The sequence below is a fragment of the Ruegeria marisflavi genome (genome assembly GCF_025673445.1).
GTDB classification, from domain to species: domain Bacteria; phylum Pseudomonadota; class Alphaproteobacteria; order Rhodobacterales; family Rhodobacteraceae; genus Ruegeria_B; species Ruegeria_B marisflavi.
The window spans coordinates 22,986-43,582 of sequence record NZ_JAOVQN010000020.1; the positions used below are offsets into that span (position 1 = coordinate 22,986).

Annotated in this window: 24 protein-coding genes and 1 pseudogene; 19 read left to right on the forward strand and 6 right to left on the reverse strand. The window is 65.3% G+C overall.

Going from position 1 to position 20,597, the window contains the following annotated elements:
- The first annotated feature begins 72 nt into the window (after positions 1 to 72).
- The 4 genes from OEZ49_RS17615 to OEZ49_RS17630 all read left to right on the forward strand — a co-directional run bounded on the left by OEZ49_RS17615 (position 73) and on the right by OEZ49_RS17630 (position 3,343).
- Positions 73 to 513 carry a 6,7-dimethyl-8-ribityllumazine synthase gene (locus OEZ49_RS17615; RefSeq protein ID WP_263389540.1) on the forward strand — a complete coding sequence of 147 codons (441 nt, stop codon included), beginning with the start codon at positions 73 to 75 and terminating at the stop codon, positions 511 to 513.
- Positions 514 to 658: 145 nt separating this feature from the next.
- Positions 659 to 1,759 carry a chorismate synthase gene (gene aroC / locus OEZ49_RS17620; protein WP_263389541.1) on the forward strand — a complete coding sequence of 367 codons (1,101 nt, stop codon included), beginning with the start codon at positions 659 to 661 and terminating at the stop codon, positions 1,757 to 1,759.
- Entirely contained in the window at positions 1,743 to 2,405 is a 663-nt protein-coding gene (locus tag OEZ49_RS17625) for an HD domain-containing protein (protein ID WP_263389542.1), read from the forward strand. Before aroC ends, OEZ49_RS17625 begins: the two co-directional genes overlap by 17 nt.
- Positions 2,402 to 3,343, forward strand: coding sequence for an AEC family transporter (locus OEZ49_RS17630; protein ID WP_263389543.1), 942 nt, complete (start codon positions 2,402 to 2,404; stop codon positions 3,341 to 3,343). Before OEZ49_RS17625 ends, OEZ49_RS17630 begins: the two co-directional genes overlap by 4 nt.
- Here the strand turns inward: OEZ49_RS17630 and OEZ49_RS17635 are convergent, their stop codons facing one another.
- On the reverse strand, positions 3,344 to 4,675 hold the full coding sequence (locus tag OEZ49_RS17635; RefSeq protein ID WP_263389544.1) for a CoA transferase: 1,332 nt from the start codon (positions 4,673 to 4,675) through the stop codon (positions 3,344 to 3,346). It lies immediately after the preceding gene.
- A gap of 101 nt (positions 4,676 to 4,776) precedes the next feature.
- On the opposite strand from OEZ49_RS17635, the gene OEZ49_RS17640 reads away from it, so the two are divergent.
- Genes OEZ49_RS17640 through OEZ49_RS17650 form a run of 3 tightly spaced genes read left to right on the forward strand, consistent with a single transcriptional unit; the run spans position 4,777 to position 7,240 of the window.
- Entirely contained in the window at positions 4,777 to 5,712 is a 936-nt protein-coding gene (locus OEZ49_RS17640) for a DMT family transporter (protein WP_263389545.1), read from the forward strand.
- A gap of 56 nt (positions 5,713 to 5,768) precedes the next feature.
- Positions 5,769 to 6,368 carry a cob(I)yrinic acid a,c-diamide adenosyltransferase gene (cobO, locus tag OEZ49_RS17645; protein ID WP_263389546.1) on the forward strand — a complete coding sequence of 200 codons (600 nt, stop codon included), beginning with the start codon at positions 5,769 to 5,771 and terminating at the stop codon, positions 6,366 to 6,368.
- Positions 6,369 to 6,373: 5 nt separating this feature from the next.
- Entirely contained in the window at positions 6,374 to 7,240 is an 867-nt protein-coding gene (locus OEZ49_RS17650) for a DMT family transporter (protein ID WP_263389547.1), read from the forward strand.
- An 82-nt stretch (positions 7,241 to 7,322) separates the two neighbouring features.
- Here OEZ49_RS17650 and OEZ49_RS17655 read toward each other — a convergent pair whose 3' ends face one another.
- The 3 genes from OEZ49_RS17655 to OEZ49_RS17665 all read right to left on the reverse strand — a co-directional run bounded on the left by OEZ49_RS17655 (position 7,323) and on the right by OEZ49_RS17665 (position 10,522).
- Positions 7,323 to 8,891, reverse strand: a complete 1,569-nt coding sequence (locus tag OEZ49_RS17655) for an alkaline phosphatase D family protein (protein WP_263389548.1) — start codon at positions 8,889 to 8,891, stop codon at positions 7,323 to 7,325.
- Positions 8,892 to 9,064: 173 nt separating this feature from the next.
- Positions 9,065 to 9,430, reverse strand: coding sequence for an SPW repeat domain-containing protein (locus tag OEZ49_RS17660; RefSeq protein ID WP_164128434.1), 366 nt, complete (start codon positions 9,428 to 9,430; stop codon positions 9,065 to 9,067).
- Between the two features lie 111 nt (positions 9,431 to 9,541).
- Positions 9,542 to 10,522 carry an AraC family transcriptional regulator gene (locus tag OEZ49_RS17665; RefSeq protein WP_263389549.1) on the reverse strand — a complete coding sequence of 327 codons (981 nt, stop codon included), beginning with the start codon at positions 10,520 to 10,522 and terminating at the stop codon, positions 9,542 to 9,544.
- A 136-nt stretch (positions 10,523 to 10,658) separates the two neighbouring features.
- On the opposite strand from OEZ49_RS17665, the gene OEZ49_RS17670 reads away from it, so the two are divergent.
- Together OEZ49_RS17670 and OEZ49_RS17675 are read left to right on the forward strand one after the other, a co-directional pair.
- A complete protein-coding gene (locus OEZ49_RS17670; RefSeq protein WP_263389550.1) occupies positions 10,659 to 11,183 on the forward strand; it encodes a DUF4142 domain-containing protein in 525 nt (174 codons plus the stop codon).
- Between the two features lie 38 nt (positions 11,184 to 11,221).
- Positions 11,222 to 11,503 carry a cupredoxin domain-containing protein gene (locus OEZ49_RS17675; protein ID WP_263389551.1) on the forward strand — a complete coding sequence of 94 codons (282 nt, stop codon included), beginning with the start codon at positions 11,222 to 11,224 and terminating at the stop codon, positions 11,501 to 11,503.
- Between the two features lie 12 nt (positions 11,504 to 11,515).
- Here OEZ49_RS17675 and OEZ49_RS17680 read toward each other — a convergent pair whose 3' ends face one another.
- A complete protein-coding gene (locus OEZ49_RS17680; protein WP_164128438.1) occupies positions 11,516 to 11,953 on the reverse strand; it encodes a MarR family winged helix-turn-helix transcriptional regulator in 438 nt (145 codons plus the stop codon).
- Between the two features lie 111 nt (positions 11,954 to 12,064).
- Between OEZ49_RS17680 and OEZ49_RS17685 the strand changes: the two genes are divergently transcribed.
- Positions 12,065 to 12,493, forward strand: a complete 429-nt coding sequence (locus OEZ49_RS17685; protein ID WP_263389552.1) for an organic hydroperoxide resistance protein — start codon at positions 12,065 to 12,067, stop codon at positions 12,491 to 12,493.
- 55 nt (positions 12,494 to 12,548) lie between these two features.
- On the opposite strand, the gene OEZ49_RS17690 is transcribed toward OEZ49_RS17685, so the two are convergent.
- Positions 12,549 to 13,415: a branched-chain amino acid aminotransferase gene (locus tag OEZ49_RS17690; protein WP_164128440.1), complete on the reverse strand. Its 867-nt coding sequence runs from the start codon at positions 13,413 to 13,415 to the stop codon at positions 12,549 to 12,551.
- 155 nt (positions 13,416 to 13,570) lie between these two features.
- Between OEZ49_RS17690 and OEZ49_RS17695 the strand changes: the two genes are divergently transcribed.
- The 9 genes and pseudogenes from OEZ49_RS17695 to OEZ49_RS17730 all read left to right on the forward strand — a co-directional run bounded on the left by OEZ49_RS17695 (position 13,571) and on the right by OEZ49_RS17730 (position 20,596).
- Positions 13,571 to 14,083: a MarR family winged helix-turn-helix transcriptional regulator gene (locus tag OEZ49_RS17695; RefSeq protein WP_263389553.1), complete on the forward strand. Its 513-nt coding sequence runs from the start codon at positions 13,571 to 13,573 to the stop codon at positions 14,081 to 14,083.
- Complete coding sequence (locus OEZ49_RS17700) at positions 14,080 to 14,781, forward strand: response regulator (RefSeq protein ID WP_263389554.1); 702 nt, start codon at positions 14,080 to 14,082, stop codon at positions 14,779 to 14,781. Before OEZ49_RS17695 ends, OEZ49_RS17700 begins: the two co-directional genes overlap by 4 nt.
- A 72-nt stretch (positions 14,782 to 14,853) precedes the next feature.
- A complete protein-coding gene (locus OEZ49_RS17705) occupies positions 14,854 to 15,636 on the forward strand; it encodes a delta-class carbonic anhydrase (RefSeq protein WP_263389555.1) in 783 nt (260 codons plus the stop codon).
- A gap of 55 nt (positions 15,637 to 15,691) precedes the next feature.
- Positions 15,692 to 16,618: a histone deacetylase family protein gene (locus OEZ49_RS17710; RefSeq protein ID WP_263389556.1), complete on the forward strand. Its 927-nt coding sequence runs from the start codon at positions 15,692 to 15,694 to the stop codon at positions 16,616 to 16,618.
- Positions 16,615 to 16,857: an exodeoxyribonuclease VII small subunit gene (locus OEZ49_RS17715; RefSeq protein ID WP_044027791.1), complete on the forward strand. Its 243-nt coding sequence runs from the start codon at positions 16,615 to 16,617 to the stop codon at positions 16,855 to 16,857. Before OEZ49_RS17710 ends, OEZ49_RS17715 begins: the two co-directional genes overlap by 4 nt.
- A gap of 2 nt (positions 16,858 to 16,859) precedes the next feature.
- Positions 16,860 to 17,726 carry a polyprenyl synthetase family protein gene (locus OEZ49_RS17720; RefSeq protein WP_263389557.1) on the forward strand — a complete coding sequence of 289 codons (867 nt, stop codon included), beginning with the start codon at positions 16,860 to 16,862 and terminating at the stop codon, positions 17,724 to 17,726.
- Between the two features lie 15 nt (positions 17,727 to 17,741).
- Positions 17,742 to 19,670 carry a 1-deoxy-D-xylulose-5-phosphate synthase gene (gene dxs, locus OEZ49_RS17725; RefSeq protein ID WP_263389558.1) on the forward strand — a complete coding sequence of 643 codons (1,929 nt, stop codon included), beginning with the start codon at positions 17,742 to 17,744 and terminating at the stop codon, positions 19,668 to 19,670.
- A 29-nt stretch (positions 19,671 to 19,699) separates the two neighbouring features.
- Positions 19,700 to 19,930 (forward strand): annotated as a pseudogene (locus OEZ49_RS23075) (winged helix-turn-helix domain-containing protein); the annotation flags it as partial.
- A gap of 33 nt (positions 19,931 to 19,963) precedes the next feature.
- Positions 19,964 to 20,596 (forward strand): restriction endonuclease, encoded by a 633-nt coding sequence (locus tag OEZ49_RS17730; protein ID WP_263389559.1) that lies wholly within the window; start codon positions 19,964 to 19,966, stop codon positions 20,594 to 20,596.
- Position 20,597: the final 1 nt, after the last annotated feature.

Sequence of the window (20,597 nt, forward strand, 5' to 3'; positions counted from 1 at the left end):
AGGCCACGCAACCGCGTGCGTCCGTCCGTTCGTGATCGCCTTGGGTGACGTGTCTAACCAATGGAGATCATGATGACACACACCCGCTATGCCTTCATCAAGGCCAACTGGCATGCCGATATCGTCGACCGCGCGCTCGACGGTTTCCTTGAGCTCATCCCGGCGCAACAGGTCGACATCTACGACGTGCCCGGCGCGTTCGAGATGCCGCTCCTCGCCCGCGACCTTGCACAGACCGGGCGCTACGCCGCCGTGGCCTGCGCCGCCTTCGTGGTCGATGGCGGCATCTACCGGCACGATTTCGTGGCCCAGGCCGTGGTCGACGGGTTGATGCGCGCGGGCCTCGACAGTGGCGTTCCGGTCCTGTCTGTCTCGCTGACCCCGCACCAGTATCAGGAAACCGACCACCACAACGCCATTTACCGCGCCCATTTTGTGGACAAAGGGCGCGAGGCCGCCCGCGCCGCGCTCCAGATCACCGCGACCCGCGCAAAACTGACACAAGCGGCCTGAGCCTTCATTTCGCTACAAATACTCCGGGGGGAGTCTCCGCATCGCGGAGACGGGGGGCAGCGCCCCCCTCCTCCCTTTCCACCCAGCAAACCCCTTGAGACCCGGGGCACAGCCCGCTAAGCACATCGCTCAAAGGAGCCCGCCCATGTCGATGAACAGTTTTGGCCATCTCTTCCGCATCACCACCTGGGGTGAAAGCCACGGACCCGCGCTTGGCGCCACCGTCGACGGCTGCCCGCCCGGCGTGCCCATCGACGAGGCGATGATCCAGCACTGGCTCGACCGCCGCAAACCCGGCCAGAACAAATACACCACCCAGCGCCGCGAAGCCGACGAGGTAAAGATCCTCTCGGGCGTGTTCGAGGGCCAGACCACTGGCACCCCGGTGCAGCTGATGATCGAGAATACCGACCAGCGGTCCAAGGATTACGGGGATATCAAGGACAAGTTCCGCCCCGGCCATGCCGATATCACCTATTTCCAGAAATACGGTATCCGCGACTATCGCGGCGGCGGCCGCAGTTCGGCCCGTGAAACCGCCGCTCGGGTGGCCGCCGGTGGCCTCGCGCGCGAGGCCATCCGCGCCCTGGCCCCCAATGTCCAGATCACCGGTTACATGGTGCAGATGGGTCCGCACCGGATCGACCGCGCCCGCTTCGACTGGGCGCAGATCGAACAGAACCCGTTCTGGGTGCCCGATGCCCGGGCCGCCGCCGACTGGGCCGATTATCTCGACGGGCTGCGCAAGTCCGGCAGCTCGGTCGGCGCGGTGATCGAGGTCGTGGCGCGCGGCGTGCCCGCGGGCCTCGGCGCGCCGGTCTATGGCAAGCTCGACACCGATCTTGCCGCCGCGATGATGTCGATCAACGCGGTCAAGGGCGTCGAGATCGGCGAGGGCATGGGGGCCGCCGAACTGACCGGCGAGGCCAATGCAGACGAGATCTTCATGGGCCAGAACGGCCCGCAATACAGCTCGAACCACGCCGGTGGCATTCTCGGCGGCATCTCCACCGGGCAGGACATCGTGGTGCGTTTTGCCGTCAAACCCACCTCCTCGATCCTCACCACCCGCAAGACGATCACCAAGTCGGGCGAAGAGACCGAGATCATCACCAAGGGCCGCCACGATCCCTGCGTCGGCATCCGCGCCGTGCCGGTGGGCGAGGCCATGATGGCCTGCGTGATCCTCGATCACCTGCTGCTGCACCGGGGCCAGATCGGGGCCAATCGTGGCCATATCGGCTGATCTGCGTCAGGCGCTGCGCGGCATCGTCGCCCAGCGCATGGCGACCGACCCGGCGCATGATCTCGCCCATCTGGACCGGGTCTGGGTCAATGTGCAGGCCATCGCCAGCCCCGATGCCGACCACGACGTGCTGCTGGCCGCCAGCTACCTGCACGATCTGGTCAACCTGCCGAAAAACGCGCCCGACCGACACACCGCCTCGCGCCGCTCGGCCGAAGAGGCCGCGCCGATCCTGCGCGACCTGGGCTTTGACGACACGCAGATCGCGGCAACCGGCCACGCCATCGCTGCGCACAGCTTCTCCGCCGGGATACCGCCCGAGACCGAAGAGGCGTGCATCCTGCGCGATGCCGACCGCCTCGATGCGCTCGGCGCCATCGGTATCGCGCGCAACTTCTCGGTGTCGGGCTCGCTGGGCCGGGCACTTTATGATCCCGCCGATCCCTTCTGCGAACACCGCGCACCCGACGATACGCTCTATTCGCTCGACCACTGGCGGGTAAAGCTGCTGTCGCTACCGCAAGGCATGCTGACCGCCAAGGGCCGGGCGCTGGCTGAGGCGCGCATCGCCCTGATGCTGCGCTTCCTCGACGATTTTGCGGCCGAGATCGGCACGCCGCTGCCTGCCGAATGGACGGCAGCATGAGCCAGATCCTGACCATCACCTTTCCGATCTATGCCGCACTTGCCATCGGGTTTCTGGTGGTCCGACAGGGCTGGTTCAGCACCGCAGACATGCGGGTGCTGGGCCGCTACGTGATGGACATCGCCATGCCGGCGCTCCTTTTCAACGCGGTGGCCAGCCGCAACGTGGCCGAGGTGTTTCACCCCGGCTATATGCTGGCCTTTGCCGCCGCCGGGCTTGGCGCGGTCGCGCTCAGCTATCTGTGGTTCACGCTCACGGGCACCGAGGCCACCCGCCGCGCGGTGGCGGTGATGGGCAGTTCCTGCCCCAATTCCGGCTTTGTCGGCTATCCGGTGATGCTGCTCACCTTTCCCGATCTGGCGGGCGTGATCCTCGCGCTCAACATGCTGGTCGAAAATGTGCTGATCATCCCCGCCTGCCTGATCCTGATGGACATGGCGCGCGGGCGCGGTCAGGGCGGCATCGGCCTGCGGATCGCCGGGATCCTCTGGGGCGTTCTGAAACGCCCGATGGTGATCGGCCTGCTGCTGGGCCTCGCGGTCAGCTTGGCGGGCGTGCCCGTGCCGCAGACCGTGACCCGGCTGATGCAGATGCTGGCCGCTTCCGCCTCGGCGCTGGCGCTGGTGGTGATCGGCGGCTCACTGGCGGGCCTCAGCTGGAAAGGCAGCCGCTGGCATGCCGTGCAGATCTCGGCGCTGAAACTGTTGCTGCACCCGGCGCTGGCCCTGCTGGCGGTGATGCTGGTCGCCGCAATCGGCCTGCCGCTTGATCCCAACATGCGCACCGCCCTGATTCTGTCGGCGGCGATGCCGATGTTCGGCATCTACGCCGTTCTGGCACAGGAGCTGGGGCACGAGGGCATGGCCTCGATCGCCCTGCTCACGGCAACCACGCTGGCCTTCTTTACTCTCTCGGGCCTCCTGTACTGGCTGACCTGATCACCGCCACGCCGCAGGCGATGATCCCAGCTCACAAGCCGCACTGTCCCAGTGCATCGGCGCCCCCTCGACACTCAGCGCCGGTTTCAGCCGCCGCGCCGGTCCCCAAGGGGTCCGCTCCTCCCAATCCGACAGGTCATCGGGGGTGGAGCCGGTAATCGCCGGACCCTCCTCACCCGTCTCCAGGCCGCAAAGCAGCTCCGCCGTGCGCGCCAGCGACAACCGGGCCGAGGACACGCCTTCCCCCCGCGCCGCCCGCGCCAGCGCCGACAGGACCGCCGCCGCCATCAGATACCCCGTCGCATGGTCCAGCGCCTGCACCGGCAGCGGATGCGGCTTCTCCGCCCCGGCCCAGCCCATGCCCGCCGCGGCAATGCCACAGCTCATCTGCACCAGCGAATCGAACCCGCGCCGCCCGGCCCACGGCCCGGTCCAGCCATAGGCGCAGAGGCTCACCTCGATCAGGTTCGGCGCCAGCTCCAAACGCCGCGCGGGCGAAACCATCGCATCCAGCGCGCCGGGACGATAGCCATGCACCAGCACATCCGCCCCCGCCAGCAGCGCCTCGAACCGCGCCCGGTCGGCGGCCTGCTTCAGATCCAGATGGGCACAGGTCTTGCCCAGTGTCACATCCGGCACCACCCCCGGCTCCGACCAGCTTGGCGGGTCGATGCGCAGCACCTCGGCCCCGTATCCGGCCAGCGTTCGCGTCGCCATCGGCCCCGCCAGCACCCGCGTCAGGTCAAGCACCCTCAGCCCTGCCAGCGGCCGCGCCCGGGTGCCGCCAAAATCGCGCAAGGCGCCGGTGCGCGTGGCCCAATGCACCAGCGGCTCCGCCGCCACCGCCGCCCCCTGCGGATGCGCCAGCCAGGCCGCGCGGTCACGCATCGCCGCCGCTGCCCCGCCTGCGCCGACAACCGCCGCTTCCAACGCGTCGACCTCCCAGCCGCTTAGCGCCTCGGCAACCGCCGCGCGCTCCGCCGCACAGCCAAGTACCGACAAAGCCGCATCCCGGTGATGCGGCGCATTGGTATGCAGCCTGATCCAGCCATCCGCCGCCGCATAATCCCCCGCAATCGGATCCCAGGCCCCGGGCATCTGCCATCCCTGCGGATGGATTGACCAGGAATACCATAGCGAGGCCAACCGCCGGTCGACCGTCACCGCCGGACGCGGCCCGAGACCCGTGGCCTCGATCACCTCGCCCAGCGCCGCGCCCACCGCGCCAAAGCAGCGGGTCGCCAGATCGGTCACCGCGAACCGGGACGGCCACGCGCCCGCCCCCTGAACGTCAAAACCCTGCGGCCCGAATGCGGCGGATAGCTGATCCATACCCTGTACTCCCACTGTCTTTCTGCACCTGCACAATGGCTGTTACCGGTAGCAAAAATCAAGCAATTGATCTTTCCCGGGCAAAGGCGCAGGTTCGCGGCATGGCAAAGCCCTTAACATCGCATCGACCGATTCTGGCGGTGACTCTCAAGCTCAGCGCGCTTGTGCTGTTCACCGTGATGTCCGCTATGATCAAGGCCCTGTCGACCGATTTCCCGCCCGGCGAGATGGTGTTCTTCCGCTCGCTCTTTGCCATCCCCGTCATCCTTGTCTACCTGATCGCGCGCGGCCAGTTGCGGCAGGGGTTGATCGTCAAGAAACCCATGGGCCATTTCTGGCGCGGGGTGCTTGGGACCAGCGCCATGGGCCTGACCTTCACCGGCCTTGGCCTGCTTCCCCTGCCCGAAGTCACCGCCATCGGTTATGCCACCCCGATCTTCACCCTGATTCTCGCGGCACTGATGCTGGGCGAGACTATCCGGCTGGTGCGCATCGGCGCGGTCGTATTGGGCCTTTTGGGCGTGATCGTCATGCTCTGGCCGCGCCTGGGTACCGGCGCCTCGCTGGATCAGGCGGCCACCATCGGCGCGCTCTGCGTGCTTGGCGCGACCGTGGCGCGCGCCTTTGTCCAGATCCATATCCGACAACTGGTGCAGGTCGATCACGCCGCAGCCATCGTGTTCTACTTCTCGCTCACCGCGACCCTGTTGTCGGCGCTGACCGCGTTTTTCGGTTGGACCATGCCGACCCCGGAACAGGCCGCGGTCCTGATCCTGACCGGGCTGATCGGCGGGGTGGCGCAGATCCTCGTCACCTCCTCCTACCGCTTTGGCCAGGCTTCGATGCTGGCGCCCTATGACTATGCCTCGATGCTGTTCGCCATCATCATCGGCTATGTCTGGTTCGACGAATTGCCGACGCTGGTCATGCTGGCCGGTGCCCTGCTGGTGATCGCGGGCAACGTGGTGGTGATCTGGCGCGAGCGGCAGCTGGGCCTCGACAATGTGAAGACCCGCCCGCTCAATCCCAAGGCGTGACCTTTACCTTTCCGCGCCACGCCCTAGGGTAGCGCGGAACCGGGAAAGGAACACAGATGACCGACGCGCAGGACCACAAGGAAAAGATGAAGGCCGTACAGGCCGAACACCGCAAGAAAGTGTCCGAGGCCGTCGACCCCGGGCGCGGGCTGGTGCTGATCAACACCGGCAAGGGCAAGGGCAAATCCTCGGCCGCTTTCGGCGTGGTGATCCGGGCGCTGGGCTGGGGGCAAAAGGTCGCCGTGGTCCAGTTCATCAAGGGCAAGTGGAAGACCGGCGAGCGGCGTTTCTTCGAGGAGCACAACCTGGTGACCTGGCACACGATGGGCGAGGGCTTCACCTGGGACACCCAGGATCGCGACCGCGACATCGCCGCCGCCACCGCCGCCTTTGGCAAGGCGCGCGAACTGATGGAAAGCGGAGATTATGACCTCGTGGTGCTCGACGAGATCAACATTGCGCTGCGCTATGAATACCTCTCGGTCGATACGGTGCTCGACGGGCTCAAGGCCCGCTCGGACCGCACCAGCGTGTTCCTGACGGGTCGCGACGCGCCGCAGGCGCTGCGCGACTATGCCGATCTGGTGACCGAGATGACGGTCGAGAAACATCCGTTCGAAGCAGGGATCAAGGCGCAGCGCGGCGTGGATTTCTGATCCGCATGACCCGCCGGGACGAAAACCTCAGCGGCAGCCTCTACATGGTGGCCGCCATGGGCGCCTTTGCGCTCGAGGATATGTTCGTCAAATCCGCCACCGCGGTCCTGCCAGTGGGGCAGGTGCTGATCCTCTTCGGGCTGGGCGGCATGGGCATCTTTGCGCTACTGGCCCGCTGTCGGGGCGAGGCCGCGTTTGTCCGGCCCGACCGGACGCTTGCGATCCGCTCGGGCTTCGAGGTGATGGGCCGCATCTGCTATACGCTGGCGCTGGCGCTCACCCCGCTCACCAGCACATCCGCCATCCTTCAGGCGACACCGCTGGTGGTGGCGATGGGGGCCGCGCTGTTTCTGGGCGAAACGGTGGGCTGGCGGCGCTGGGTCGCCATCCTGATCGGGCTCGCGGGTGTGCTGCTGATCCTGCGCCCGGGGATGCAGGGCTTTGTCCCCGCCTCGATCTTTGCCGTCCTCGGCATGATCGGCTTTGCCGGGCGCGACCTGGCCACCCGCGCCGCGCGGCCCCGGCTGAGCAACGTGCAACTGGGCGTCTACGGATTCGGCGCATTGGTGGTCTCGGGCTTCCTGGCGCTCGGCTGGACCGGCGGTGCCTCCCTGCCCGATACCCATACAGCACTGCATCTGGGTGCCGCGATCCTGTTCGGTGTACTGGCCTATGAATGCCTGACCCGCGCGATGCGGCGCGGCGAAATCTCGGTCATCGCCCCCTTCCGCTATGCGCGACTGGTCTTTGCCATGATCCTCGGGATTGTGGTGTTTGGCGAAACTCCCGACGCCGCTACCTGGATCGGCAGCGCCATCATCGTCGCGGGCGGCATCTACACCATCCTGCGCGAAGGCCGCGCCAGACGCTGACTGGCCCCATCGGGGCCAGCCACAGAATTTCACAGAAATTCTGTCACCAGAAAATTTTCAGTTTTCTGGCCTGTGGCACCCGTCAGAGCGCAGTCAGAACCGGGTCGAGCGTGACCGACCACAGCTCGGTATTGCCGCGATCCATCAGGCGGACCTTCATCTGCTGGGTGGCGGCGTCGATATCCACGAGGCCAAAGAACTGGAGCCCCATGCTGGGCGGCAGGTTCGCGCCCTGCTCCGGCGTCGGCGCCTTTATGAACTTCACCTCGGGGCCAAAGGTCCCATCCAGCTCGTTGGGGCCGAAGGTCCCGGCATGCAGCGGGCCCGAGACGAACTCCCAGAACGGCTCGAAATCCTGAACCTGCGCCCGGTCCGGGCTGTAGTGATGCGCCGCGGTGTAATGTACATCCGCCGTGAACCAGACCGTGTTGCGCACGCCCTCGCTCTTGATAAAGCGCAGGAGATCGGCGATCTCCAGCTCGCGCCCCCGCGCCGGGCCGTGGTCACCGTTTGCAACGGCCTCGGCGCCTGCCTTTTCCTTCCAGTTGTCCCAGACGATCAGACCCAGCGGCATGTCGGATGCGATCACCTTCCATGTCGCGGTCGAGGCCGCCAGTTCCCGCTTGATCCAGGCCAGCTGTTCGGCCCCCAGAATGCGGCTCTGGTCGGTGATCTCCTCTTCCATCGACGCGCCGTTCGGGCCGCGATAGCTGCGCAGGTCGAGGAAGAACACATCCAGCATCGGCCCGTAGGAGATCTTGCGATAGACCCGGCCCGGTTCGGCAGGCGTGATCCTCAGCGGCGTCATCTCGTGGAAGGCGCGGGCGGCGCGGCTTTGCAGCACATGCACCGATTTCTCGGTATAGCGGTCGTCGGCGCTCAGGTCCTTGGCATCCGACCAGTTGTTGACCACCTCGTGATCGTCCCACTGGATGAATGTCGGACAAAGCGCGTTCATCGCCTGCACATGTTCGTCCATCAGGTTGTATTTCCACTGGCCCCGGAACTCGGCCAGCGTCTCGGCAACCTTGCGCTTTTCCTCGATCAGGGTGGTGTTCTTCCAGATCACCGCGCCGTCCTTTTCGACCTCATCCTTCATCGGGCCATCGGCATAGATCGTGTCGCCGGAATGGATGAAGAAATCGGGCCGGTGCTGCGCCATGGTGGCATAGGTGCGCATGCCCTCGTCGTCGATACCCCAACCCTGACCGGCGGTATCGCCCGACCAGGCGAACCGGATATCGCGCCGCGCGGTCGGTGCTGTGCGGAACCGGCCCGTGATCGGCTCGGACACGGCGCTGATATCGTCCAGATCGGCGGCGACAAAGCGATAGAACACTTCCTGATCGGCCGGCAGGCCCTCGACCAGCCGCTTGACGGCAAAATCGCTCTCCGGTGTGGCAAACATCGGCGACAGGCGGCGCGCGTCGGCAAAGCTCTCGGTGCTCGACACTTCCATCATCACCTTTGCCGGACGGTCGGTGCGGGTCCAGATCATGCCCGACGCCGTATCGACATCGCCGGATTGCACCCCATGGGTAAAGACCGGGCGTGAAGCGGCGCGGCTGATCGACGGCATGGCCAGCGTCGCGGTAAAGGCGGTGCCGCCCGCCAGAAAGGCCCGGCGCGAGGGGCGAAGAAGTCGTGTCATGCGAATGCTCTCCTGTCTGGCGGCCGGAGGGTCCGGTCCGCGCGATTGATAGGCCGCATGAGAGCCGCGGGTTTGTAAAACCCGCGGCTCAGATTCTTGAACTTCTCACGATGATATTGTGACGGATCGCTGCCGTCACAGGGTAATTGTGACGGATCGTTGCCGTCACCGGCTTACATCGCCGGTTTCGCCTCGGGCGTGCTCAGCGAGATCACGGTCACCACCGCCGCGCCGTTGACCCAGTAGAACAGCGCATCCAGCCCCGTGAACCCGAACAGGCTGGGCGCCAGCAGGAACACGACCCCGACGGTCAGGTCGACAGCCAGATGGAACTTGTAGGGCAGCACCCGCCAAACCCCCAGATGGTGGTCGGTCAGCAGGGTCAGCACAAAGGCGGCAATACCGGTGATCACCGACAACCACAGCGCCATCGGGTTCTCGGCGCCTAGACCCAGGATCACGGGCAGACCCATCAGGGCCAGCGCCACCGGATAGTCGAGATAGGCATGCACGGTACGTGTCACGAAACGAATAGACATGTTTGGGGTCCTTATCAGGTTGGTTGAACCGCCCGATGGCGGCATGCCCTGATATGGAGCCAGAAGTCCGAACGCTGAATGATCCAGAGTTCGAAAATTCCGTCAGATCGTTCAGGATGCAGCCAAGGCCTGACGTTTCGCACTATCGAACTGCTGCCGATAGGCCGCCGGAGACACCCCGAGCTGCTTGCGGAACACCCGGCTGAACGCCGCTTCCGAGGCATATCCGGCAAGTTCGGCGGCATCGGCCACGCTCAACCGGCTGTCGACCAGCCCCTCACAGGCGATCTGCATCCGCCACGAGGTCAGGTATTGCATCGGCGTCATGCCCATCTTGGCGGCGAAATGCTGGGCAAAGCCGGTGCGCGACTGGCCCGCGATCCGGGCCAGCATCTCGACCGTCCAGTCCCTGGCCGGGTCGCGGTGAAAGGCGCTCAGCGCCCGCGACAGGTTGGGGTCGGCAAACCCCGCCAGCGCCGCGTCATCCGGGCTCACCGTCTCCAGATGCGCGCGGATCGCCTGGGCAAACAGCGCCTCGGTCATCTTCAGCGCGATCAGGTCGCTGCCCATCCGGTCGCGCCCCGCCTCGGCGGCGATCACCCGCAACGTCGCCTCCAGCCAGACACCGCGCTCCTCGCCATAGTCGCGGATCAGGATATAGGGCGGCAGCCGCTCCAGCAGGGTATGACCCGGGCAGGACCGGCCATGCATGCCATAGGTCAGATGCCCGCAGATCAGCTGCGTGTCCTGATCGTCGTCGCCGCCGCCATAGACCAGCACTCCCTCGCCGCGATAGCCGGACTGGGCCAGCACCGTATCCAGCGGCAGCGCCGAATCGGGCCGGGAATGCTGGCACATCAGCATGTGCTCGGCCCCATGCGGGATCAGCACCAGATCACCCTGGGTCAGACGCAGCGTCTCGTTCGCCGCAGGCACATGCACCATGCATTCGCCGCGATATGCGAAATGGAACCGGGCCACATTCTGATAGGACGGCACATGCACCCCGAACGGCGGCGTGAACGAGGTGCGGAAATATAGCGTCCCCTTCAGGGACAGGCGGGTGAGGATATCGCTGAGCAGGTCCAACATGCCGCCAGAATATCATATTTCTTCAACCCGTCCAGATAGCTGAACGATCTGCAATGTTCTTTGTCTTCACGCGCATTCAACATACCGGGAAACCCATTACTTCAGGGTTTACCGAAACCTTTTCAGGAGACAAGACATGAAGACCATTACCCTCGCCGCCGCGCTCGCCCTCGGATTCGCGGCGCACACCGCCCAGGCAGCAGACAAGATGAACGACCTCGAGATTGCGCATACCGCCTATACCGCCGGTCAGATCGACATCCGCTATGCGCATCTGGCGCTGGTCGTATCCGACAATGCCGAGGTCCGCGCCTTCGCCGAAACCATGATCCGCGACCATACCGCGGTGAACGTGGCCGCCGGCGACCTGATCACCAAGCTGAACGTCACGCCCCAGGACAACGACCTGAGCCGCACACTGGTCAAGGGCGCCGCCGACAAGCGCGCCGAACTGATATCGCTCAGCGGCAAGGCCTTCGACTGCGCCTATGCCCAGAACGAACTTGGCTACCATCAGGTGGTCAACCAGACGGTCGAAGGCGTGTTCATCCCGACCGTGACCGTCGAACCGCTCAAGGATCTGCTGTCCGAGGCGCTCGTCACCTTCAAGGTGCACGAAGGCCATGCCGAGCAGATGGTGAACGGCCTGAAATGCGGCTGACCCGCAGACAGGTCTGCTTCGGTGCGGGGGGGGCGATCGTGGGTTCCGCCCTCCCTGCATCGGGCTCTGCCCCGGTGGTGGTCGAAATCCGCGCCTTTGCCTTTGACCCAACCGAGGTCACCATCCGGGCCGGGGAAACCGTGCGATGGATCAACCACGACTTTGCCCCACATACCGCCACCGATGACGAGGGGAACTGGGACACCGAAGAATTGGAAAAGGGCGGGCAGGCCACGATCCGCTTCGACACCCCCGGCACCTATCCCTATTTCTGCGCCTATCACCCGCATATGAAAGGGGTGGTCATCGTGACCGCCTGACGCGCGGGGCCGCTATCCGGCCTCGCGCAACCGCGATGTCAACCGGTGCAGCCGGTCGCGCAGCTCGGCCAGTTCGGCAAGGTCCGCATCCGCCGCCGCCAGGATGCAGTTCGAGATCTCCGCCGCCTCACCCTCCAGCGCCCGGCCCTTGTCGGTCAGGGTCACGATCACGCTGCGCTCATCCTGCGGGTTGCGCGCGCGCCTGATCAGCCCCGCCGTCTCCATCCGTTTCAAGAGCGGCGTCAGCGTGTTCGATTCAAGCTGCAATTCCGCACCCAGATCGCTCACCTTGCGGCCATCCTGCTGCCACAGCGCCACCAGCACCAGGTATTGCGGATAGGTCAGATCGAACCGCGCCAGCAACGGGCGGTACAGCCGCCCCATCGCGTGATTGGCGGAATAGAGCGAAAAGCACAGCAATTCGTCGAGAGTGAGGGCACGGTCCAGCATGCTCCCGATATAGATCGCACGCGATTATTTCGCAATGTCTTGCGTTTCCCGGCTTGCGTCCCTATTTAAATCGTACACGATTTAATCGTGCTCGATAAAATGGAGCCCAACATGACCGTTTCCCCCGTCTACACCGCACACGCCCGCGCCACCGGCGGCCGCAATGGCCAGGCCCAGGTCGCCGAATCCGGCCTCGACCTGGTGCTCGCCACCCCGCCCGCGATGGGCGGCACCGGCAAGGGCCATAACCCCGAACAGCTTTTCGCCGCCGGTTATGCCGCCTGCTATATCGGGGCGATGCAATTCGCCACGACCCAGGACAAGACGCTGGCCAAGGTGCCCGCCGATGTCTCGGTCGACGCCGAGGTCGGCATCGGCCCGCGCGCCGAGGGCGGCTTTGGCCTGACCGTGGCGCTCAAGGTCTCGATGCCCGGCGTCGATGCCGCCGAGGCGCAGCGCATCGCCGATGCGGGCCACGCCATCTGCCCCTATTCCAACGCCACCCGCGGCAACGTCGTGGTCACGACCGAAATCGTCTGAACGAAAAAAGGGCGCCGGTCATCCGGCGCCCTTTCCCCAATAAACAGGTCGCGATTTACGCCCGTACCAGCGCCTCATACTCCGCCGCGATATCGCGGGTCATCTGGCCCACTTCGAACGTATAGGGCCCGATCTGGCCCACCGGGGTGACCTCGGCGGCGGTGCCGGTCAGCCAGCACTGTTCGAACCCTTCCATCTCTTCCGGCTTGATGCGGCGCTCGTGCACGGTGATGCCCTTGTCCTTGAGCATCCCGATCACCGTCTGCCGGGTGATCCCGTTCAAAAAGCAGTCGGCCAGCGGCGTATGAACCTCGCCATCCTTGACAAAGAACACGTTGGCGCCGGTCGCCTCGGCCACATAGCCGCGCCAGTCCATGAACAGCGCGTCCGAGCAGCCCTTGGCCTCGGCCTTGTGCTTGGAGATGGTGCAGATCATGTAGAGACCCGCCGCCTTGGCATGCACCGGGATGGTTTCCGGGCTGGGCCGCTTCCATTCCGCGATGTCCAGCTTGGCGCCCTGCATCTTGGCATCACCGTAATAGGCGCCCCAGGGCCAGACCGCGATTGCCATCCGCACCGGGTTGCGGGCCGAAGCCACGCCCATATCCTCGCCCGACCCGCGCCAGACCAGCGCGCGCACATAGGCGTCCGTCAGCCCGCTGGCCTTCAGCGTCGCCTCCTTGGCCGCTTCGATCTGGTCCACCGTATAGGGCATCGGCATATCCAGCGCCTCGGCGCTCGCGATCAGGCGCTCGGAATGTTCGCGGCTCTTGAAGATCTTGCCGTTATAGGCCCGCTCGCCCTCGAACACCGAACTGGCGTAATGCATCGCATGAGTCAGGATATGCACCTTGGCATCCCGCCAGGGAACAAACTCGCCATCCATCCAGATCACGCCGTCGCGATCGTCATAAGCCGCCATGCCACATCCTCCAGCCCAGGCCTTTTTCGAAAATTGCGCAACTTAAGTCCGAACCGGACACAATGTTGCGCAAAAACTGCGACTCGATACTTGTTCCGTATTGGAATGTCAACAAGACTGACATAAGCTGCCCCGAACCAAGGAAGAGGCACATCATGTCCGACGCGCGGCCCGCCCAAAGCTTTGGCGGCGAAAGCCTGCTGTTCCTGACCGACGAGCAGTTGCGTCAGGGGATCGAGGCGATGTTCTTCGCCTATCGTGGCTTTACCGCCGATCCTGACCGGATTCTGGCGGAAATGGCCTATGGCCGTGCCCATCACCGCGCGATCCACTTCATCAACCGGGCGCCGGGCACCACGGTGAACAACCTGCTGGCCATCCTCGGCGTCACCAAACAGTCGCTCAACCGCGTTTTGCGCACCCTGATCGCCGACGGGTTGGTCGAAAGCCGGGTCGGCACCCAGGACAAGCGCGAACGCCACCTCTTCCTGACCCCCGAAGGCGCCGCACTCGAATCCAAACTCTCGGACGCCCAGCGCGTCCGCATGCGCAGCGCCTATAAAGAGGCCGGGCCCGAGGCCGTCGCCGGGTTCCGCCAGGTACTCGAGGCGATGATGGACCGCGAGATGCGCCGCACCTACGCCAACCTGCGGGACAGCACCACATGACCACACTCGATTCCCATCTGCTGATCGTCGACGACGACGAGCGTATCCGCGACCTGCTCAAGAAATTCCTGATGCGCAACGGCTTCCTCGTGACCGCCGCCCGGGATGCCGCCCATGCGCGCCGGGTGCTCTCGGGGCTCGATTTCGACCTGATCGTGATGGATGTGATGATGCCGGGCGAGGATGGCGTCAGCCTCACCCGGTCGCTGCGCGAAACCCTCACCACCCCGATCCTGCTGCTCACCGCGCGCGGCGAGACCGAACACCGCATCGCGGGGCTCGAGGCCGGGGCCGACGACTATCTCGCCAAACCCTTCGAGCCACGCGAACTCTTGCTCCGGATCAACGCCATCCTGCGCCGCGTGCCGGACACACCGGCACAGGACACCGCCCCGAAATTCCTGCAACTGGGTCCCATCCGCTACGATATCGAGCGGGGCGAACTGTGGCAGGGCGACCAGATCGTCCGTCTCACCGCCACCGAGAACCAGCTGATGAAAATCTTCTCGGCCCGTCCGGGCGAGGCCTTCTCGCGCAGCAAACTGGTCGAGGAACTTGGCCGCGACCGGGGCCAGGCCCAGGAACGCGCGGTCGACGTGCAGATCACCCGCCTGCGCCGCAAGATCGAACCAAACCCGAAACAGCCGCGCTACCTGCAAACGGTGCGCGGCGCGGGCTACATGCTGGCGACCGACTAGAGCAGGCTTTTTCATCCGCTGCGGCGCCTTTCATGATAACCTGAACCCATCGGCAACAGCGGGGTTCCGTTCATGAATAGCACCGGCATTCTTTCATTCGCCTTTCTCGCACTGGCCTTGCCCGCCAGCGCCCAAACCCTCTGTCAGGGGTTCGGCCCGCAAGCCCCCCGCGACGTCGCCAGCGCCATCGGCACCAACCCTGTCAGCTTTCCCCGCGCGCCCGAGGCCGCCGGGATGAACCTCTGCGACATCCACACGCATACCAATGCCGAACACAAGGGGCCCGGCTTCTCGCTCCCCGGTGGCGAGGGCGAACATGGCGGCTGGAAATGCAACGGCACCGACAGCCTGACAGCCGCCGAGCTGACCGCGCCCGAGGGGCACGAGACCTTTCACGGTGTAAAACCCGGCGACACGATCGAGGTGCATTGGGTCTATACCACCTGCGATGTCGATCCCGGCCCGACGCTGGGTTCCTGCTTTTCGGACGCCTGCACAAACCCCTCCCTGCGGGTCGAATCGCAGGTGTTCCTGATCGTCAACGACGACAACGCCGCCGACTTTGCCGCCTTCGCCTATGACGGCCATGTGGCGGGCGGGGTACACCAGCCCAAATCGCTGCCCTCGGGCACCGGCCAGCCCGTGGTCTTCCTCGGCTCGACCACCGGACCCAGCTACACGCAAGAGGTCTGTTCGCCCATGCATGTAACATGGAGCGTGCGGCCCGAATGCATGAAACTCTCCTACAGCTCGCTCCAGAACTGGGGCGCCAAGGGCAACGTGTTCAACGAGGATCACAGCCACGGCGTGCGGCAATTGGTGACCGCCCCCGAACTTCTGGCGACGATCAACTGAACCCGAGGGGACAGAGCGTTTGCAGAGCCGCCCGCGCGTTGCTAGCGTGCGCGCCATGACAACCGCCCTGATCACCCATGCCGACTGCCTAAACCATGTCACCCCCACCGGCCACCCCGAGCGGGTGGCCCGGCTCGAACATGTGCTTCACGCCCTCGAACCGCTCGACCTGCGCCGCGTCACTGCGCCGCTGGCCGCCGAAGACGACCTGCTGCGCATCCATCCTGCGGGCTACATCGCCGATATCCGCGATGCACGGCCCGAGGAGGGGTTCACCCAGATCGACGGCGACACCTTCCTGTCGCCCGGCTCGGTCGATGCCGCGTTCCGTGCCGCAGGCGCGGTGGTGCGCGCCGTCGACATGGTGCTGGGCGGCGAGGTGCAGAACGCCTTTTGCGCCATCCGCCCGCCGGGCCACCACGCCGAACGCGAAACCGCGATGGGCTTCTGCCTCTTCGGCAATGCCGCGCTGGCCGCGAAACACGCGCTCGATCATCACGGGCTGAACCGCGTCGCGGTGGTGGATTTCGACGTGCACCATGGCAACGGTACCCAGGACCTTCTGTGGGACGAGGCGCGCGCGCTGCTGATCACCAGCCAGCAGATGCCGCTCTGGCCCGGCTCGGGCCGCCCGGACGAGGATGGCGCCCACGGCCAGATCCTCAACATCCCGCTGGCCCCCGGCACCGGTGGCGCCGAGATGCGCGCGGCCTACACGGCCCAGGCCTTCCCGCGTCTGCGCGCCTTCAAACCCGAGCTTATCATCATTTCCGCCGGGTTCGACGCCCATCAGGACGATCCATTGGCCAACCTGAACTGGTCCACCGCAGATTTCGCATGGCTCACCGCCGAGCTTTGCACCCTGGCGCAAGAGCTGTGCCAGGGCCGTATCGTCTCGACTCTCGAAGGCGGTTATGATCTGAACGCGCTCGCCGCCGCAACGCGCGCGCATGTACAGGAATTGATAAAGGCCGCGACATGACCGAGACCCCCGTCGACCAGATGAGCTTTGAACAGGCGATGAAAGAGCTGGAAACCGTGGTCGGTCAGCTTGAACGCGGCGATGTGGCGCTGGATCAATCCATCGCGCTCTATGAACGCGGCGCGGCGCTGAAAAAACGCTGCGAGGACGAGCTGAAGCGCGCCGAGGAAAAGGTTGCCGCCATCACGCTCGACTCCAATGGCCAGCCGACGGGCACCAAACCGGTCGAAGGTCTCTGACCATGTTCGGCGCAAGGCTGGCGCAGGACGCCGTGCTGATCCAGCGCAGTTTCGACACTGTGCTGGGCGCGCTGGAGCCGCTCGACATCACCCGCGCCATGGCCTGGACCACCGAGGGCGGCAAGCGCCTGCGCGGCTTTCTGGTGCTGGAAAGCGCCCGGCTGCATGATGTGGACGAGGCGCGCGCGATCTGGCCCGCCACCGCCATCGAGGCGCTGCATGCCTACAGCCTGGTCCATGACGACCTGCCCTGCATGGACGACGACGACCTGCGCCGGGGCCGTCCCACCGCCCATGTGAAATGGGACGAGGGCACCGCCGTTCTGGCGGGCGACGCGCTGCATTCGCTGGCCTTCGAGCTGTGTACCCGCCCCGAGGTCGGCACCGCCGAGACCCGCGCTACCCTGGCGCTCTCGCTGGCGCAGGCGGCGGGCGCGCGGGGCATGGTGCTAGGCCAGGCGCTGGACATCGCCGCCGAAACCGCGCCCACACCGTTGACACTCGACCAGATAACGCACCTTCAGGCGGGCAAGACTGGTGCCCTGATCGAATGGTCCGCCGCCGCCGGGGCGGTGCTGGCCGGGGCCGATCCGGCCCCCTTGCGCCAATATGCCCGCGCGCTGGGGCTTGCTTTCCAGATCGCCGACGACATCTTGGATGTCGAAGGCGATGCCGAAAAGGCGGGAAAACGGCTGCAAAAGGACGCCAGCGCGGGCAAGGCCACCTTTGTCTCGCTCCTGGGCCTCGACGCCGCCAAAACCCGCGCTCGCGACCTTGTAGATCAGGCCTGCGATGCGCTCGCCCCCTATGGCGCCCGCGCCGAAACCTTGAAGGAAGCCGCCCGCTTCGTTATTGCGCGCGAGAACTGAACCGCAAAGGACACCATGTCTGACCGCCCGCATACCCCGCTTCTCGACCAGGTGACCCGTCCGGCGGACCTGAAACGGTTCTCCGACGCGCAGCTCACCCAGCTCGCGGGCGAGCTTCGGGCCGAGACCGTCTCGGCCGTCTCGGTCACCGGCGGCCACCTGGGCGCGGGTCTGGGCGTAGTGGAACTGACCGTGGCGCTGCACGCGGTGTTCGACACCCCCCGCGACAAGGTGATCTGGGATGTCGGCCACCAGTGCTATCCGCACAAGATCCTGACCGAACGCCGCGACCGCATCCGCACCCTGCGGATGAAGGACGGTCTGTCGGGCTTCACCAAACGCTCCGAGTCGCCCTATGACCCGTTCGGCGCCGCCCATAGCTCCACCTCGATCAGTGCAGCACTCGGGTTTGCCGTGGCGCGCGACCTGGGCGGGGTGACGCCCGAAGGGCTTGGCGACGCCATTGCCGTGATCGGCGACGGTTCCATGTCCGCTGGCATGGCGTTTGAGGCGATGAACAACGCGGGCCACCTGAAAAAGCGCCTGATCGTCATCCTCAACGACAACGAGATGTCGATCGCCCCGCCAGTCGGCGCATTGTCGAACTACCTCTCCCGCCTCTATGCCGAGGCCCCGTTCCAGGAACTGAAAGCCGCCGCCAAGGGCGCGGTCTCGCTCCTGCCCGAACCCTTCCGCGAGGGCGCCAAGCGCGCCAAGGAAATGCTCAAGGGCATGGCCGTCGGCGGCACCTTGTTCGAGGAGCTCGGGTTTTCCTATATCGGCCCCATCGACGGGCACGACATGCACCAGCTCTTGCCGGTCCTGCGCACCATCAAGGCGCGCGCCACCGGCCCGATCCTGCTGCATGTGCTGACCAAAAAGGGCAAGGGCTATGCCCCCGCCGAACGCGCCCGCGACCGGGGGCACGCCACCGCGAAATTCGACGTGGTGACGGGCGAGCAGAAAAAGGCGCCCTCGAACGCACCCTCCTATACTTCGGTCTTTGGCAAGGCGCTGGTCGATCAGGCCGCCCGCGACGACAAGATCGTCGCCGTCACCGCCGCCATGCCCGACGGCACAGGGCTGAACCTCTTTGCCGAACGCTACCCCTCGCGCTGTTTCGACGTGGGTATCGCCGAACAGCATGGCGTGACCTTCTCCGCCGCGCTGGCGGCGGGCGGGCTGAAACCTTTCTGCGCGATGTACTCGACCTTCCTGCAACGCGGTTACGATCAGGTCGTGCATGATGTGGCGATCCAGCGCCTGCCGGTGCGCTTCGCCATCGACCGCGCCGGGCTGGTCGGCGCCGACGGCGCCACCCATGCGGGCAGTTTCGACATCGCCTATCTGGCCAACCTGCCCGGCATGGTGGTCATGGCCGCCGCCGACGAGGCCGAACTGGTCCACATGGTCGCCACCGCCGCCGCGCATGACGACGGCCCGATCGCCTTCCGCTATCCGCGCGGCGAGGGCGTGGGTGTCGAGATGCCCGAACAGGGCAAGGTGCTGGAGATCGGCAAGGGCCGGATGATCCGGAAAGGCGCCCGCGTCGCGCTCCTCTCCTTTGGCACAAGGCTGGCCGAGGTGCAAAAGGCCGCCGAGGCGCTCTCGGCCAAGGGGATCACCCCCACCATCGCCGACGCCCGCTTTGCTAAACCGCTCGACCGCGACCTGATCCTGCAACTGGCTCACGATCACGAGGCGCTGATCACCATCGAAGAAGGCGCCGTCGGCGGTTTCGGCAGCCATGTCGCGCAACTGCTCTCGGACGAGGGCGTCTTCGACCACGGGCTCAAATTCCGCTCGATGGTCCTGCCCGACACGTTCATCGACCAATCCAGCCCCGAGGACATGTACGCCATCGCAGGCATGAACGCCCCCCAGATCGAGGCCAAGGTACTCGAAGTGCTGGGCGTGGCGAAGATCGGGGAGAAGAGGGCTTGACCTCCGCAATCCCGAACATGAACGAAGTCATGCTCCCATGCCTTAGGGCCTTGGCAAATGGCGCGACCAATGCAAGGGAATGCTTGCCTGACCTTCAACGGGCATTCGGTCTCACCTCGGAACAGATGGAAGAAACTATTCCAAGTGGACTGCGCACTCGGGTATTTGATCGCGCGGATTGGGCGATTTTCCACATGATGAAGGCGGGTCTCATCGTACGTCCCAAACGAGGGTTCTACGTCATTTCCGATACTGGCCGCGCTGTTCTGGCCGGACCAAAATCAGAACTGTCTTTGTCCGAACTGAAAGAATTCGCCCCATACCGCACGTGGAAAAGCTCGGCCGCACCGGCCAAAAATGGAGATCCCGAGTTCACCGAAACACCGCTTTCTCCGGTTTTCTCGACCCCGCAAGAACAGATTGAACAGGCGCTATCACAGATTGCGGATGCTCTGGCTTCGGAGGTTCTCGAAGCCGTCCTCTCCCTCTCTCCCGCCCGGTTCGAAAAGCTGGTTGTCGATCTCTTGATCGCCATGGGCTATGGCGGCGGCGATCTGGAGCGCGGGTTGCAGACCAACCTTTCCGGCGATGGCGGCATCGACGGTATCATCAACGAGGACGAGCTTGGCCTCGACGCGGTCTATGTCCAGGCCAAACGCTATGCCCCCGACAACAAGGTGGGCCGTCCCGCGCTCAATGCCTTTGTCGGGTCGCTGACCGGCGAGGGCGCGACCAAGGGCGTGTTTGTCACCACCTCGGATTTCTCGCGCGAGGCGCGCGACTATGTCGCGCGGGTCCAGCAACGGATCGTCCTGATCAACGGCGACCGCCTTGCCCGCCTGATGATCAAGCACGAGGTCGGCGTCCGGGCGCGGCGCACCTATGTGCTGCGCTCGGTGGACGAGGACTATTTCTCGGATATCTGAG